The 14821-nt window shown below is 62.8% G+C and carries 14 protein-coding genes; 6 read left to right on the top strand and 8 right to left on the bottom strand.

The genetic code is table 11. The features are described from left to right. Positions 1-44: 44 nt before the first annotated feature. Positions 45-1235: a hypothetical protein gene (locus ABID19_RS26110; RefSeq protein ID WP_354493797.1), complete on the bottom strand. Its 1191-nt coding sequence runs from the start codon at positions 1233-1235 to the stop codon at positions 45-47. A gap of 285 nt (positions 1236-1520) precedes the next feature. Between ABID19_RS26110 and parC the strand changes: the two genes are divergently transcribed. Both parC and ABID19_RS26100 read left to right on the top strand, forming a co-directional pair. Next, positions 1521-3773 carry a DNA topoisomerase IV subunit A gene (gene parC / locus ABID19_RS26105; RefSeq protein WP_354493796.1) on the top strand — a complete coding sequence of 751 codons (2253 nt, stop codon included), beginning with the start codon at positions 1521-1523 and terminating at the stop codon, positions 3771-3773. Positions 3774-4026: 253 nt separating this feature from the next. After that, complete coding sequence (locus ABID19_RS26100) at positions 4027-5247, top strand: AI-2E family transporter (protein WP_354493795.1); 1221 nt, start codon at positions 4027-4029, stop codon at positions 5245-5247. Here the strand turns inward: ABID19_RS26100 and ABID19_RS26095 are convergent. The 3 genes from ABID19_RS26095 to ABID19_RS26085 all read right to left on the bottom strand — a co-directional run bounded on the left by ABID19_RS26095 (position 5235) and on the right by ABID19_RS26085 (position 7631). Then, positions 5235-6131 carry a DMT family transporter gene (locus ABID19_RS26095; protein WP_354493794.1) on the bottom strand — a complete coding sequence of 299 codons (897 nt, stop codon included), beginning with the start codon at positions 6129-6131 and terminating at the stop codon, positions 5235-5237. The genes ABID19_RS26100 and ABID19_RS26095 overlap by 13 nt on opposite strands. A 126-nt stretch (positions 6132-6257) precedes the next feature. Further along, positions 6258-7022 carry an arginyltransferase gene (locus ABID19_RS26090; RefSeq protein WP_354493793.1) on the bottom strand — a complete coding sequence of 255 codons (765 nt, stop codon included), beginning with the start codon at positions 7020-7022 and terminating at the stop codon, positions 6258-6260. 138 nt (positions 7023-7160) lie between these two features. After that, the gene (locus ABID19_RS26085) at positions 7161-7631 is read right to left on the bottom strand and encodes an RDD family protein (RefSeq protein WP_354493792.1); all 471 of its coding nucleotides are present in this window, start codon (positions 7629-7631) and stop codon (positions 7161-7163) included. A 263-nt stretch (positions 7632-7894) separates the two neighbouring features. Between ABID19_RS26085 and sthA the strand changes: the two genes are divergently transcribed. Next, positions 7895-9283 carry a Si-specific NAD(P)(+) transhydrogenase gene (gene sthA, locus ABID19_RS26080; protein WP_354493791.1) on the top strand — a complete coding sequence of 463 codons (1389 nt, stop codon included), beginning with the start codon at positions 7895-7897 and terminating at the stop codon, positions 9281-9283. Positions 9284-9295: 12 nt separating this feature from the next. Here sthA and ABID19_RS26075 read toward each other — a convergent pair whose 3' ends face one another. Next, positions 9296-9967: an alpha/beta hydrolase gene (locus ABID19_RS26075; RefSeq protein ID WP_354493790.1), complete on the bottom strand. Its 672-nt coding sequence runs from the start codon at positions 9965-9967 to the stop codon at positions 9296-9298. Positions 9968-10243: 276 nt separating this feature from the next. Here ABID19_RS26075 and ABID19_RS26070 point away from each other — a divergent pair, with 276 nt between their 5' ends. Beyond that, positions 10244-11410, top strand: a complete 1167-nt coding sequence (locus ABID19_RS26070; protein WP_354493789.1) for an OpgC family protein — start codon at positions 10244-10246, stop codon at positions 11408-11410. 10 nt (positions 11411-11420) lie between these two features. Here ABID19_RS26070 and ABID19_RS26065 read toward each other — a convergent pair whose 3' ends face one another. Further along, positions 11421-12503, bottom strand: a complete 1083-nt coding sequence (locus ABID19_RS26065; protein ID WP_354493788.1) for a LacI family DNA-binding transcriptional regulator — start codon at positions 12501-12503, stop codon at positions 11421-11423. Positions 12504-12647: 144 nt separating this feature from the next. Here ABID19_RS26065 and ABID19_RS26060 point away from each other — a divergent pair, with 144 nt between their 5' ends. Continuing rightward, a complete protein-coding gene (locus tag ABID19_RS26060) occupies positions 12648-12791 on the top strand; it encodes a hypothetical protein (RefSeq protein WP_354493787.1) in 144 nt (47 codons plus the stop codon). Between the two features lie 58 nt (positions 12792-12849). Further along, complete coding sequence (locus tag ABID19_RS26055; RefSeq protein WP_354493786.1) at positions 12850-13014, top strand: hypothetical protein; 165 nt, start codon at positions 12850-12852, stop codon at positions 13012-13014. Between the two features lie 24 nt (positions 13015-13038). On the opposite strand, the gene ABID19_RS26050 is transcribed toward ABID19_RS26055, so the two are convergent. Then, complete coding sequence (locus ABID19_RS26050) at positions 13039-13413, bottom strand: DUF423 domain-containing protein (RefSeq protein WP_354493785.1); 375 nt, start codon at positions 13411-13413, stop codon at positions 13039-13041. Positions 13414-13454: 41 nt separating this feature from the next. Further along, a complete protein-coding gene (locus tag ABID19_RS26045) occupies positions 13455-14711 on the bottom strand; it encodes a multidrug efflux MFS transporter (protein ID WP_354493784.1) in 1257 nt (418 codons plus the stop codon). Between the last annotated feature and the right edge of the window lie 110 nt (positions 14712-14821).

Here is a 14821-nt window from a genome sequence, read left to right as displayed (position 1 = left end):
ACCTTCTCCCCGTATAGTGACGGGGAGAAGGGAACTAACTCCGCTCAGTCCTCGTTCGCCTTGACTGTCACGCCAAGCGTCTTCGTCAGGTCCACCGGGTTGGACATGGCGCCCGCCATGATCAGCGCGAACGGCACCGCTGCCGGCGGCTTGGCCAAGATCTCGAGGCTCTTTGGATCGTCGAGAAATTTGCCGACCGCAGCCGATACCTGCGCCGTCAATTCGGGATTGTTGAGCTGCGCCATGCCGAAGGGCACGATCGCCTTGGCCTGGTTGGCGATATCCTTGCCGGACATGCCTTGCTGCTTGCCGACATAGTCCAGCACCTTGTTGGTCAGCGAATCGTCTTCGAAGCGGATCGAAGCGCTGTTGAAGGAAAGCTGCTGCAGGACGCCGAGCATGGCCATGCCTTGCGCCGAATTGTCGGCCCCTTCGGGCTGGGCCGCCAACTTCTTCTGCATCTCCTGCAGCGACTTCATGACGTCAAGCGTGTAGCCGCCGAGACCGAAGGTCATACCGAGCGTTCCGGCATTGTCGACGGAGATGTCGTATTTCGATAGCTCCATCTTGCCGTCCGCAGGCTGCCAGGTGCCCGCCATTTCAAGGTTCCCTGATATGTTTTGGTAACCGAGCGCGTTGATCGCGTCCTTGGACTTGGGATCCTCGATCAGTGTCAGGTCGGCATTGAACTTTTCCGTGGTGCCGGAAAACGCCATTGCCTTGCCGTCGGCTGGCGGCGTGATTTCGATGGCAAGCCCGTCCATCGAGAAGGCGGTCTTGTCGGCAACCTTGACCGTCATCTTGTCGAGCTCTGCCGATTTGTACATCATCAGCGAACCCAGCGGCCCTGTGGCGCCGTCGGCCGGAACCGTCATGTCGTGAATGATGAAGGGGCTGAGGTTGAGCGTGACGCCGTCCTCGCTGTGCTGGAACGCCGCAGTCGAGACCGTTTCGATTTCATAACCGCCATTGGCTTCGGTCACCCCTTCGAGTGTGACGTCGCCGAGCTTGAGCGCTTCCTTTTCGGCCGCCGGTTTGAGCGCGACGCCTTGCAGCACCATGCTGGAGGCATCGCCCGTCACCCCGGTCCATGAGATGTCGACGCCCTGGGCGGCGAGAGCCGCCTTCAGCCGGTCGGCGACCGCAGCATCCTGCGCGAACGCCGCGTTCAGCGGCAGCGTCAGCAGGAAGGTCGAAAAAGCGAGCTTGTTGAGTGTCGAGCGTCTGATCGTCATCGCGGTTCCCTGAGCGTGTCCTGAAGATTATTGTCAATTCTTTGCGCCGTCACCCTTCCGTGACGAACTGGACGGGAAAAAGGCGTTCTCCCGCACAATGGTCGAAAACCAGAGCGAAAGGCAAATCCCATCCATTGCGGCCCCGATCTGTCGCGCTTGCCATAGAAGCGGGATGTAACCGATTGATGTTGGCCGATGCTGCAGTACGTCCAGTTCGTGTTGCAGGAGGCGCCTCGCATTCAAGCGCCTCTTGCCGCGAATCATCCGCTCGGCTAGTTCCAGCCCATGGGAAAAAGGCTTTTGCCGCCTGGAGATGGTGGCGGCGACAACATCGAGCCGGTCGATCTGAAGAAAGCGCTGGAAGAGCGCTATCTCGCCTATGCGCTGTCGACCATCATGCACCGGGCGCTGCCGGACGTGCGCGACGGGCTGAAGCCGGTCCATCGCCGCATCATGCATGCCATGCGGCTGCTGAGACTGAACCCCGACCAGGGCTTCGCCAAATGCGCCCGCATCGTCGGCGAGGTGATGGGCAAGTTCCATCCGCATGGCGACCAGTCGATCTACGATGCGCTGGTGCGGCTGGCGCAGGATTTTTCGATGCGCTACCCCCTGGTCGACGGCCAGGGCAATTTCGGCAATATCGACGGCGATAACGCTGCCGCCATGCGTTACACCGAAGCGCGCATGACCGATGTGGCGACCGAACTGCTGTCCGGCATCACCGAAGATGCGGTCGACTACCGGCCGACCTACAATGAGGAGGACGAGGAGCCGGTGGTGCTGCCCGGCGCCTTCCCGAACCTGCTCGCCAACGGCTCGTCCGGCATTGCCGTCGGCATGGCGACTTCGATCCCACCGCACAATGCCGCCGAGCTTTGCGACGCCGCGCTGCACCTGATCGAGCATCCGGACGCGCCGGTGGCCAAGCTGATGGACTTTGTCCAGGGTCCCGACTTCCCGACCGGCGGCATCATTGTCGACAGCCGCGCCTCGATCCTCGAAGCCTACGAAACAGGCCGCGGCGGTTTCCGCGTCAGGGCGAAATGGAGCCAGGAGGACCAGGGCAGGGGCACCTGGAGCATTGTGGTCACCGAGATCCCCTACGGCGTCCAGAAGGCGCGGTTGATCGAAAAGATCGCCGAGCTTCTGATGGCGCGCAAATTGCCGCTGCTTGAGGACATCCGCGACGAGAGTGCCGAAGACGTTCGCGTCGTGCTGGTGCCGAAGAGCCGTTCGGTCGACCCCGGCATCCTGATGGAATCGCTGTTCAAGCTGACCGAGCTCGAAAGCCGCTTTCCGCTCAACATGAACGTCCTGTCGCGCGGCAAGATACCCAACGTGCTGTCGCTGAAAGGCGTGCTCAAGGAATGGCTGGAGCACCGCCGCGAGGTGCTCATCCGCCGCTCGAAGCATCGGCTCGGCGAGATCGAAAGGCGGCTGGAGATCCTCGCCGGCTATCTGATCGCCTATCTCAACATCGACGAGGTGATCAGGATCATCCGCGAGGAGGACGAGCCCAAGCAAGTGATGATGGCGCGCTGGTCGCTCACCGACAACCAGGCCGAAGCCATCCTCAACATGCGGCTCAGGGCCCTGCGCAAGCTTGAGGAATTCGAGATCCGCAAGGAATTCGACGGCCTCACCACCGAGAAAAAGCAGATCGAGGCGCTGCTTGCGTCCGATGCCAAACAATGGTCGACGATCAAGTGGGAAGTCTCCAGCATCCGCGAGAAATTCGGACCGGAAACCGAACTAGGCAAGCGCCGGACCCAGTTCGCCGACGCGCCCGAACATGACCTGACCGACATTGCCCATGCCATGATCGAGCGCGAGCCGGTCACCGTGGTCGTTTCGGAAAAGGGCTGGCTCAGGGCGATGAAAGGTCACCTGACCGATCATTCGTTGCTGACTTTCAAGGAGGGTGACAGCCTCAAGCTCGCCTTCCACGCCCAGACCACCGACAAGGTCCTGGTCTTCACCACCGGCGGCAAGTTCTACACGATCGGCGCCGACCGGCTGCCCGGCGGGCGAGGCCATGGCGAACCGATCCGCATCATTGTCGACATGGACAACGACCAGGACATCGTCACCGCCTTTGTCCACGATCCCAAGCGCAAGCTGCTCTTGGTGTCGCATGACGCCAATGGGTTCATCGTGCCGGAAGAAGAGGTCGTCGCCAACACCCGCAAGGGCAAGCAGGTGATGAACGTCAAGGCACCGGACGAGGCTCAGCGCTGCGTGCCGGTCGCCGGCGATCATCTCGCCATCGTCGGCGAGAATCGCAAGATGCTGGTCTTCCCGCTTGTCGAGATCCCTGAGATGGGTCGCGGCAAAGGGGTTCGCCTGCAGAAATACAAGGATGGCGGCGTCCTCGACCTCAAGACCTTCACGCTCGAAAGCGGTCTCTCCTGGCAGGATTCGGCCGACCGCACCTTCGTCAAGTCGCGTGAAGAGCTGATCGAATGGACCGGCGCCCGAGCCTCGGCCGGCCGCATGGTGCCGAAGGGATTCCCGAGGACCGGGAAATTCGGGTAGCCGCTAATCTCCGCCCTCGAGGGGGAGATGTCGCCGAAGGCGACAGAGGGGTCGGCACGACCTGACGCGACCTCTTCGACCTTTTATTGTGGACTGAGGACGCCGGCGCTTCACGCGCGGCTACCCCCTCTGGCCTGCCGGCCATCTCCCCCTCAAGGAGGGAGATACCTAGACATTTGGACTATCGTCACGATTGCTGCACTATATCAGTGCATAAGTATCGCTACATAAGCCGTTTGGGAGAAATGGGCATTTGAAGGAAGCTGGGATTCACAAACCGGAAAGGCAGCAACGCCTGTTTGGCTTGTCGACGCCGCTCAGATCCGCCGTCATTCCGCCGTTGTCGGCGGCGCGCTGGCTTTTGGTGCTGATCGTCGCCGCAGGCGTATATTTCTTTCATGGTTTTCTGGTTCCCGTGCTGGCCGCGCTCGTCATCGCCTTTGCCAGCTGGCCGCTCTATCGGCGGTTGCTCGCTGCCGTTGGCGGCAACCGCACCATCGCAGCGACGTTGGCGATCCTGTTCATCCTTACGTTCCTGGTGGTGCCGATCGCTTTCGCCGGCGCCTACGCCACCAACGAAGTCCGCGAATGGGTCGGCTGGGCGATCGAGACCAACCGCGAAGGCGCGGTAACGCCGCACTGGATCGCCACGCTGCCCGTGGTGGGCGAGTGGCTGAACGAGCAGTGGACGCGCAACCTCGGCCATCCCGGTGGCATCGGCGAACTGATCCAGCTGATCAGTGGCGCCAACATCGGCAGCATTTATCGCGGCGTGCTGGCCGCCGGCGGCAGCGCCTTCGGCCTTCTGCTGGCGCTGCTGTTCATGATGATAGCGCTGTTCTTTGCCTATCGCGACGGCGAGCATTTCGCCGGACAGGTCGACCGTCTCGGCGAGCGCATCCTGCCGGCAAGGTGGGAGCGGATTTCACGCGTCGTGCCGGCAACGATTTCCTCGACGGTGACCGGCATGACCATTATCGCCATCGGCGAGGGGGTGGTGCTGGGCGTCGCCTACTGGCTGGCCGGCGTGCCGTCGCCGGTGACGCTCGGCGCGCTGACCGGCATCATGGCGCTGATCCCCGGCGGCGCCCCGCTGTCGTTCACGCTCGTCTCGATCTATCTCGCCGCCAGTGGCTCGCTGATGGCGGGGCTGGCGCTGTTCATCTGGGGCTCGGTGGAGCTCTTCATCGTTGACAAGACATTGCGCCCGAAACTGGTCGGCGGTCCGATAAAGCTGCCGTTCCTGCCGACCTTCTTCGGCCTGATCGGCGGCGTCAAGACGATGGGCTTTCTCGGCCTGTTCATCGGCCCGGTGCTGATGGCATTGCTGGTCGCGATCTGGCGCGAATGGCTGCGCGAGGTGGAGTTGGCCGACGAGCTTGCTCCAGCAGCACCGGCGGACATGGAAGGTGCTCCGGCGCAGATCGACATCGTCGCTGAGCACCCTGCCGCGAGGAAGAGTCAGGCCGGGTGACTGACCGCAAGGGTGGCGCGGCGCTTGCGCCCCTTATGCAGCTGCCATAGCGAATGGGCGACCAGCGTGACGGTGAGGATCGCGCCGCCGATCAGGCTGTTGCGTGACGGCGTTTCGGCAAAGATCATCCACATCCAGACCGGCGCCAGTATGGTTTCGAGCAGATAGAACATCGCCACTTCCGGTCCCGAAATATATTTCGGTCCATTGGCGAGACAGAAGAACGAGATCGGCATGATGACGGCGCCGTTGAAGATGATCCACCACGGCGCGTTCACCTGAAGGCCTTCGCCTGAGACCATGAACACCGCGACGGCCAGGGGCAGGACGACGCCGATCAGCGATGTGAACCCCATGTCCTTGCCGCTGGCGCGCGAGATGGTAATAGCCAGAGCGATGAAGAAAGCCGAGCACAGCGCCATCAGATCGCCAAACAGGTGCCCGGTGCCGATCGAATCGCCGACGATGATCGCAACGCCGAGGATCATGACCAGCATCGCGGCCACGGTGACCAGTCGCGGCCGTTCCTTCAGGAACACCCAGGACAGCAGTGCCGCGAACACGGTGTTGAAGGCCAGGATGAAGACCAGATTGGCGGTCGTGGTGTAATAGATGCTGGTGACGAAGGTGACCGAAGTCAGTCCGTAGCATATGGCGACAATGAGCCCCGACCAGCCGGGGATGAGCTGCGGCGCGTTCCGGCTCAGCGAGCGCCAGACTGCCCAGATGATCAGCGCCGCGACCAAGGTAGTGCCGGTGCGCAGCAGGAGGATCGTCCATGCGCCGCCGTCGGCGAGGCGGATCAGTGGGATGTCGATGGTCAGGGTCAGCCCGCCGATGGCGGTGATAAGAAGGCCCTTCTGGTGATCGTTGTGGGACGACATGCGGCAATTCTCGCAATGATGTGGAGGCGGCGCAAAATTGGCCAAGCGTCTGTGCTTCCAGCCAAGCGGCCGAAAACCAGCAGCATCCTCCCTGAAAGTCTTAAGGGTGATTGGCGAAAGAGTGGATCAGCGCGAAACCGCTTCGTGGTCGTAGCGTTCCCAACCCTTCGGGCCGAGATGCTCCTGAGGCATGAAGCGCATCTTATAGTTCATCTTGCGCGACCCGTTGACCCAGTAGCCCAAATAGACATGGGGCAGCCCCATAGCCCTGGCGCGGGCGATGTGGTCGAGGATCATGAAGGTGCCAAGCGAGCGGTCTTCGAAGTCCGGATTGAAGTAGGAATAGACCATCGACAGGCCGTCGGCCATCTTGTCGGTGAGCGCCACGGCGATCAGCTCGCCCTGACCCTTGCCGGTGATGAAGCTGTCGGGGCCGCGGCGCCGGTATTCGATGACCTTGGTGTCGACATGGGTGTCCTCGACCATCATGGCGTAGTCGAGCACCGTCATGTCGGACATGCCGCCGCGGCGGTGGCGGGCATCGAGATAGCTGCGGAACAGCGAATACTGTTCCGTAGACGGTTGCGCGTCGTGCATGGCGCCGATGAGGTCTGAATTGTGCTGTATCACCCGCCTCATGTTGCGGCTGGCGGTGAACTCCTGGGCCAGGATGCGTACCGAAACGCAGGCGCGGCAGGTCTCGCAGGCCGGCCTGTAGGCGATGTTCTGCGACCGTCGGAAACCGCCTTGCGTCAAGAGGTCGTTCATCTCCGGCGCCTTGTCGCCGACCAGATGCGTGAACACCTTGCGCTCGAACTGGCCCTCAAGATACGGGCACGGCGACGGCGCGGTCAGAAAGAACTGCGGCGACTGGGTCGGATGCTGCGTCATCGAACCTTGGAAACACTCCTGCGAATCGCTCTACCTTTGGCGCGCACGGCGAAAAATTCAACAGGATTGTGAAGGCACCGACGATCGGACGCCTTCACTTCGCAGATAAATGCTCGCGGGAGCTCGTGAAACGTCGTCTCAGCGGTCACTGCGGCTGACCACGGTGCCAAGCAGCAGGTCGTGCAGCGTGCGCTTGCGGTCGGCAAACAGCGATACCAGAAGGACCAGCGGCGTCAGGATGACGTTGCCGGCCCAGAACAGCACCGAATGCACCACGGCCGTCAGCCCGTCGATGCGAGTGCCGTCCAGGCGGTCGAGCCGGATGCCCATCATCTTCATGCCTGTCGTTGCCTGGTCGGCGCTGCCGAGCGTATTCCAGATGTAGAGGATGGCGACGGCCGGCACGAGGACGGAAAACAGCATCCACCCGAGGCCGAGCGTCAAAATCCCGAGGAAGAACACCAGGATCGCAAACGGGATGGTGAGCAGCGCAACGATGCAATAGTCGATGATGAAGGCGAGGACACGCCGCGTGCGCACGCCGTCATAGGCCCTGACGTCGTCGAGCCTGGAGCTGATGATTTCGCCGTCGAGAACGCGCGCGTTCATGTCATTCCTCGTAATCAGGCCCGGAATAGTGTGCGGGCCGCCTGGTGTTGAAATGGTGAAGTCTTGCGACAGAATCAAGATCGAACCGTTTTCGGCAGGTGACTGGAAGCAGCGCCGGCGCCGCCGGGGATCGGTTGAATTTGCAACGCGGATGGCGTTAGCTTGCTGCGGTGCAACATAGTGTGCCTGGAGCGCCGGCATGTCCCTTTGGACACGCAAGGGGCGCTCTGGCATTTTGAACGACGAGGGGCGGGGCGGGCGACATGGACTACGACATGCTGGTCATCGGCAGCGGACCTTCCGGGCGCCGTGCCGCGGTGCAGTCGGCCAAGCTCGGAAAATCCGTGCTGGTGGTCGACCGGGGCCGGCGTCTCGGCGGCGTTTCCGTGCATACCGGCACCATCCCGTCGAAGACGTTGCGGGAAACCGTGCTCAACCTCTCCGGCTGGCGCGAGCGCGGCTTCTACGGTCGCGGCTACCGGGTCAAGCAGGACATTTCGGTCGGCGATCTGATCCAGCGCCTGCATAAGACCCTCGATCACGAGGTCGAGGTGCTGCAACACCAGTTCATGCGCAACATGGTCAAGAGTGCGCGCGCCGCAGTCAAATTTATCGGTCTCAACAAGGTCAGCCTGACGGCGGACAATGGCGACTATAGCGAGGTGGGTTTTGCCAACGCGCTGATCGCGGTCGGCACCCGCCCGCATCGGCCGCGCGACGTGCCCTTCGACAAGACCCGTGTCTTCGACAGCGACGAGATGCTGGAGCTCGAGCGTCTGCCGCGGACATTGACGGTGATCGGCGGCGGCGTCATCGGCGTCGAGTACGCGACGATCTTTTCGGCGCTCGACGTTCCGGTGACGCTGGTCGAGCCGCGCAACACCATTCTCGATTTCGTCGATCGTGAGATCGTCGATGATTTCATCCATCAGATGCGCGACCGCGGCATGACGATCCGGCTCGGCAGCGCGGTCAAGGAGATCGCCTCGAAACCCGATCATGCCGAGGTGACGCTTGCCGACGGCCGCACCATACGCTCGGAGATGGTGCTTTATGCCGCGGGGCGCACCGGCAATGTCGGTGCGCTCGGGCTTGACGTGGTCGGCATCGAGGCCGATTCCCGGGGCCGCATCAAGGTCGATCCGCAGACCTTCCGGACCAGTGCGCCGAACATTTATGCCGCCGGCGACGTCATCGGCTTTCCGAGCCTCGCATCCACCTCGATGGAGCAGGGCAGGGTGGCCGCCTGCCATGCCTTCGGCGTGCCCTTGCCGCCGCCGCCGGAAACTTTTCCCTACGGCATCTACGCCGTGCCGGAAATCTCGACCGTCGGCCAATCCGAGGAGCAGGTGCGCGAGAACGGCGGCGCGTATGAGGTCGGCGTGGCACGTTTCCGCGAAACCTCGCGCGGCCATATTATGGGCGTCGACACGGGTTTCCTGAAGCTTCTGTTCTCGATCGAAACGCGCCGGCTGCTCGGCGCGCATATCGTCGGCGAGGGCGCGACCGAACTCATTCACATCGGCCAGGCGGTGATCAATCTCGGCGGCACCGTCGATTTCTTCGTCAACAACACCTTCAACTATCCGACGCTGGCCGAAGCCTACAAGATCGCCGGGTTGGATGCCTGGAACCGGATGGGGCGAGCGTAAAACCTCGGCTCATCAATTCGCCTGCGCGATGGCGATCGCCGGGTCGGCCAGCCATTGCCTGACGATTTCAGCATCCTGATCGCCGATCTCATGGCCGGAGGCGATGGTGCGGGCCTCGATCTCGGGGCCATGTGCTTCGAGCGCTGCAATCAACGCCGGCGCGAAGGGGGCATAGGTGATGTCGGCGGCGCCGGCGATGATCAGCACGTGCGCTTTGGACAAGTCGGCCGGGGGCACCTCGTCGAGCACCGGCATCGGGCGCAGCAATGCTGCCCGTTCGATGAGGCCCGGATGCAGCAGCATCACGCTCGAAACCAGGTTGGCGCCGTTCGAATAGCCGAGAAAAATCGTTCGGGAGAGATCGAGACCGTGGCGCTTCGCGGCCTCGCTGATGAAGCCGGCGAAAGCGTCCGCCTCCGTGCGGATGCTCTGCTGTTCGAAGCGCGTTGGCGTGATCCGCGCGAACCAGCGGAAACCGTCCTCCTGGGCGATTCGGCCACGGACCGCCACCAGCACGGCGCGCGGTGCGATTTGCCGCGCCAGTGCCACGAGCGTCGTCTCATCGACACCGGATCCATGCAGCAGAAAAAGGCATTCCCCGCTGGACTCCACAGGTCGATAGAGACGGTAGCAAAAGGCCAGGTCGCGCCGCAAAAAGCCATCTTCCGGTGGTTTTTTCACCATAGTGCATCCTTTTGATTTCGCACCGTTTTTGTTCATTTGCCGGCTTCAAAACGGAATATTTTCGGGCTGCTTCAAAGTTGATTGAACCGGGCGCATTTCAGTCCGTTTCTTCGCCGATATGCTCCTGCGGGAGGAATCGAGTTGGTGCGCCGGGCGGCCGCATCGAATGCCGGCATGAACAACCAGCTTTGAGGCCTTTTATCGATGACCCTGTCAATTTCATCGGATCGGGATACGCGTATCCCGGATCGCGATATGCGTATCCCGGATCGCGATATGCGTATCCCGAATCGCGACACGCGTATCGACGTGTTCCGTGCGCTCGCACTGCTGATCATATTCGTCGACCATGTCCCGGGCACGGTTTTCGAGACTCTGACCTACAAGAATTTCGGCTTTTCGGATGCGGCGGAGGCCTTCGTGCTGATTTCCGGCATGTCAGTCGCGCTTGCCTACGGCTCAAAATTCCAACCGGGAAGCCGGCTCATGGCGACACTGAAATTGTGGCGCCGCGCCGGTGTGCTCTATGTCGCCCACATCGTCACGACGATGGCGGTGGTGGCCATCTTCTGCGCGGCGGCGGTGTTCGAGAAGCGGCCGGACATGCTGACGCTGATCAACATCGAGCCATTGATCAGGAACCCGCCGCAAGCGCTGATCGGCATCGCCACGCTTGGCCATCAACTCGGCTATAACAACATCTTGCCGGTCTACGCGGTGCTGCTGCTGATGGCGCCGACATTCCTGCTGTTCATCAGCTACAGGCCCGTGGCGGCACTCGCCCTGTCGGGTACTCTGTGGCTGGTCGCCGGGATTTACCAGATCGCCCCGCCGAACTATCCGGAGCCCGGCTTCTGGTTCCTCAATCCGCTGTCGTGGCAGTTCCTCTTCAACATCGGCCTGGCAGGCATGCTGCATGTCAGGCGCGGCGGCACCATTCCGGTCAATCGCTGGTTGGTCGGCGCGGCGGCGGCCTATGTCGCGGCGGCGTTGGTCTGGGTGCACAGTCCGCTATGGGGGCACGTGTCGTGGCTGAACCTGCCCGTGGTGCTGACCGGCTTCGACAAGACATTCCTGTCGCTGCCCAGGCTGTTGCACATCCTGGCGGTAAGCTACCTGATCGTGGCGTTTCCTTCTTTCTCGAACCTGTTCCGCACCAGCCGCGACCATCCGCTCGCCATATTGGGCAAACGGTCGCTGCCGGTTTTCATCGCCGGCACGGTGACCGCCATGGCGGCGCAGGTGATGAAGCTGATCAACCCGGGCGGGGTTGCCTATGACAGCTTGCTGATCGCCGCCGGCATCGCCATGCAATTCGCGCTCGCTTATTACCTTGAATGGCTGTCGGGTATTGGACAATCCGGAAGGAGCAAGCCAGCCCGTAGCGAGGCGCCGCCTGTCCATACGTCCTTCGGAGCCATGGCGGCAGGCATCAACCGGTAAGCGTCCGGGCTCAAGCTGTTTTGGGCGGCGGCCCGGAAGATGCCCTGACGACGAGTTCGACGCCGAGCGTCTCGCGCCGCACCGTGCCGTCGAAATCGAGGATCATTCGTGCCGCCCGGCGGCCGATCTCGGCGATCGGCTGGGCGATCGTGGTGAGCGCAGGATCGCAAAGTGCGGCTTCAGGCACGCCGTCGAAGCCGACGATGGAAACGTCGCCGGGAACCGCGATGCCCCGCGCCGTCAACCACTCGATCGCGACCATGGCCATCCGATCCGACATCGCCAGGATAGCCGTCGGCGGTTCTGCCGAGGCGAAGATCGTTTCGAGACCGGCTCTTGTGCTGGCTTCGTCGTTTTCGGTCTCGTAGACCGGAATCCTGGCGGTATCGACGCCGAACCGGGAGAGCGCCTCGAAATAGCCGACGACGCGATCGCGCGTGCCAGTATAGGCGGCCGTCCGGACCTGGCTCGGCGTGACAAGACCGGTGCTGTCGTCGGCGAAAGGCAGCGCCAGAACGGCGAAGCGCCGGTGCCCGAGCTCGGCAAGATGCTGCGCCGCCAGGCGGGCGCCGGCGACATTGTCGACGCCGATCGCCGAGACGGTGTCATCTTCCGAGCCGAGTTCGAGCGCGACGAAGGGGAGCTTTCGTTCGCGCGTCAGCTCGACGAGGCGCGGACCTCCCTCAATGCAGAACAGGATAAAACCGTCGACCAGCGCGCTCTGGATGTTCCAGGCAAGCTTCTCCTCATTGCCGGCCGATACCAGCGCGATGCCAGCCCCGGTGGCGTCGCATGCCTCGGAGATCCCGGCCATCATCGCGCGGGCAAAGGGATCGTCGAAGAAATAGGACAGCGGCTCGGTCGTGGCGACGCCAATCGCGTTGACCTTGCCGGCGCGCAGCAGCCGGCCCTTCGGGTCCGGACCGGCATAGCCCATCGCCTCGGCCGCTGCCTTGACCCGTTCGCGGACTTCCTCGCGCACGATCTCGGGACGGCTGAACACGTTGGAAGCGGTGCCGTGCGAAACCCCGGCCGCCCTAGCGATGTCGGCCAGCCGGATGGGTCTTGCATTGCCTTCGGTGGATGACGCCATTTTTTCTGCCTCCGGACAGCTATCTAGCACCTTTGTTGGATCGATTCAAATTTTTGCTTGACATTTGGTGGGGTGGGTATATTTTTGAATCGATCCAAGTTTGGCGTCAACTGCCGATTGGATCGATTCAGGAAGGAGACAGCCATGCACCCCGTCAACTATCTGTTCGAAGACATCTATCGCAACGACTGGAGCATCGCCTCGAACGCGGCGACTCGGAGACGTCGCGGCAACACCGGTCCGTGGATTCGCGACCTGCGTTTTCTCGTGGAACGCAAGAGGAGCTGATCGGCACGGCATTTTTGGGCCTGTCGATTGAATCGATTCAAGCTGAAGGAGCCTAGCCATGCACCCGATCCATCATCTGTTCGAAGACATCTATCGCAACTATTGGGGCATCTCGCCGGCCACCGATAGGCCGGAGCGCCGCCGCCTGACCAAGCCGGCCGCACGCAATCGCGACCTGCCGGTCCGGCCCGAACGCCGGCAGGATAGGCCATCGTCTGACTGACCGTCGTTGGCCGACCCGGCCGTCTTATAGGCGCGGGCGCACCAGCGCCGAGGCGGCAATCGCCAGCCAGCCGGCGATGAGCAAGGTGCCGCCGATAGGCGCCGACATCGGGAAAAGCCGCCCGCCGAGGAAGTCGCGAGCGAGGAGATCACCGCAGAACAACACAAGCCCGACAAGAAGAATAACGCTGGCGATTCGCAGGATCCGGGTTGCGCCGGCGAGGCCGATTGCAAGAAACACCGCTGCGTGCATGAGCAGGAAGGACGCGACCGTGCCGACGAAAGCGCCGCCCAGATGCGCCGCCGCGGCGGACAGCGCCACGCCGGCCGCGCCGCACAGGCCGCCGGCGAAAACGAGGATGCGGCCGCTGCCGCTTGCTGATTGCTCGGCCGTGCTCATGTCTCTGGTCTCCGTGAAGTAATGATGGCCCGCAAACGGTGTCATGCCTTTCCGGCTTGCACCAGCATGTCGCGCGCGCGGCGCGACTGGACCAGCCAGTTATACGCAGCTCCGCCCGCCAGCAGCACGGACGTGCCGAGAAACACCGCGCGCATGCCGAAATGACCGCCGACGAAGCCGCCGAGCAGCGGCCCGGCGACCTGTCCGACATATTGCGCCGAGATCGATAGGCCGAGCACATTGCCGCCGACGCCGTCCGGTACATTGTGGCGGATGACACTGGTGATGCAGGGCAAGAGACCGCCAAGCGCCAGCCCCATCAGGAAACGCAGGCCGACGAGCTGCCAGCCCTCGGTGACGAAAGCTTGCGGGATCAAAAGCAGGGCCGAGACGGCAAGCGCCCCGATGACGACGTTCCAATGGCCGACGCGGTCGGCGAGCTTGCCGAGACGCGAGGCCGACAGGATGGCGCCGAGTGCCGTCGCGGACATGACGACACCGGAGGTCAGGGTTAACAGGCTTTGATCCTCTATGAGCTGCTGGACATAGACCGTGATGATCGGCTCGATCGACATGGTGGCGAAGCTCAGCAGCATGCCGGTCGCCAGCATGGCGATTATGGGGCGCTTGTCCTCGATTTGCGACCAGCCGCCTTGCGGCTTCTCAGTCGAAGCAGCCTTGTCGGCTGCCGGGCGAGGGTTCTCCTTGATGAGAAAGGTCGTTGCCAGGAACGCCAGGAAAATGACGCCGCCGGCGAGCAGGAAGGTGGCGCGGATGCCGATCAGGGGCGGCAGCGCGCCGCCGAGCAGGGGACCGACGAGAGCGCCGGCGGTGATGCCGGCCGACAGCACGCCGAGCGCCCAGCCGGACCGGTCCTTCGGCGTCTGCATGGCGACGAGAATGGTCGAGCCTGAGGAATAGCCGCCGGCGAAACCGATCAGCAGGCGCAGCAGCACCAATTGCCAGACAGTCTCCACCATGCCGGTCAGCGACATGCAGATGGCCATGCCGAAACTGGCGCGCACCAGCATCAGTTTGCGGCCGTAGCGGTCGCCCAGCCGTCCCCACAGCGGCGCCACCAGCGCGGCGGCGAAGAAAGTGGCGCCGTAGGCGATGCCGGACCACTGTACGATAGCCGCGTGGCCCTCGGCGCCCAGCTGCTCGACATAGAGCGGCAGGAAGGGCAGCAGCAGCGTCATGGCGACGAGCGTGCTGAACGAGCCTGCGAAGCACACGGCAAGATTGCGGCGCCAGTGGATGTTGTGCGTGGCTTGCGCGGCGGAAGAGGCGTCTTGCATGTCCTGTCCTGTCCGGCACGTACCAGCTTGCTGAGGGTACCGTTTTGGGATACCAAATTGGTACCTCTGATGGACGCAAGCTTGGCCACTGTCAATGCGGCGCTCCGAAA

Source organism: Mesorhizobium robiniae (genome assembly GCF_040545535.1).
Lineage (GTDB): Bacteria > Pseudomonadota > Alphaproteobacteria > Rhizobiales > Rhizobiaceae > Mesorhizobium > Mesorhizobium robiniae.
Note: the sequence above shows the minus strand (reverse complement) of the source record. Positions and strands in the feature narration are given on the sequence as shown.

What these genes read in the sequence shown, in the direction of transcription:
- ABID19_RS26045 (WP_354493784.1), bottom strand. Translation starts at nt 14,711, where the DNA reads ATGCAAGACGCCTCTTCCGCCGCGCAAGCCACGCACAACATCCACTGG.
- parC (WP_354493796.1), top strand. Translation starts at nt 1,521, where the DNA reads ATGGGAAAAAGGCTTTTGCCGCCTGGAGATGGTGGCGGCGACAACATC.
- ABID19_RS26050 (WP_354493785.1), bottom strand. Translation starts at nt 13,413, where the DNA reads ATGAGCACGGCCGAGCAATCAGCAAGCGGCAGCGGCCGCATCCTCGTT.
- ABID19_RS26110 (WP_354493797.1), bottom strand. Translation starts at nt 1,235, where the DNA reads ATGACGATCAGACGCTCGACACTCAACAAGCTCGCTTTTTCGACCTTC.
- ABID19_RS26055 (WP_354493786.1), top strand. Translation starts at nt 12,850, where the DNA reads ATGCACCCGATCCATCATCTGTTCGAAGACATCTATCGCAACTATTGG.
- ABID19_RS26065 (WP_354493788.1), bottom strand. Translation starts at nt 12,503, where the DNA reads ATGGCGTCATCCACCGAAGGCAATGCAAGACCCATCCGGCTGGCCGAC.
- ABID19_RS26095 (WP_354493794.1), bottom strand. Translation starts at nt 6,131, where the DNA reads ATGTCGTCCCACAACGATCACCAGAAGGGCCTTCTTATCACCGCCATC.
- ABID19_RS26090 (WP_354493793.1), bottom strand. Translation starts at nt 7,022, where the DNA reads ATGACGCAGCATCCGACCCAGTCGCCGCAGTTCTTTCTGACCGCGCCG.
- ABID19_RS26060 (WP_354493787.1), top strand. Translation starts at nt 12,648, where the DNA reads ATGCACCCCGTCAACTATCTGTTCGAAGACATCTATCGCAACGACTGG.
- ABID19_RS26075 (WP_354493790.1), bottom strand. Translation starts at nt 9,967, where the DNA reads ATGGTGAAAAAACCACCGGAAGATGGCTTTTTGCGGCGCGACCTGGCC.
- ABID19_RS26085 (WP_354493792.1), bottom strand. Translation starts at nt 7,631, where the DNA reads ATGAACGCGCGCGTTCTCGACGGCGAAATCATCAGCTCCAGGCTCGAC.
- sthA (WP_354493791.1), top strand. Translation starts at nt 7,895, where the DNA reads ATGGACTACGACATGCTGGTCATCGGCAGCGGACCTTCCGGGCGCCGT.
- ABID19_RS26070 (WP_354493789.1), top strand. Translation starts at nt 10,244, where the DNA reads ATGCGTATCCCGAATCGCGACACGCGTATCGACGTGTTCCGTGCGCTC.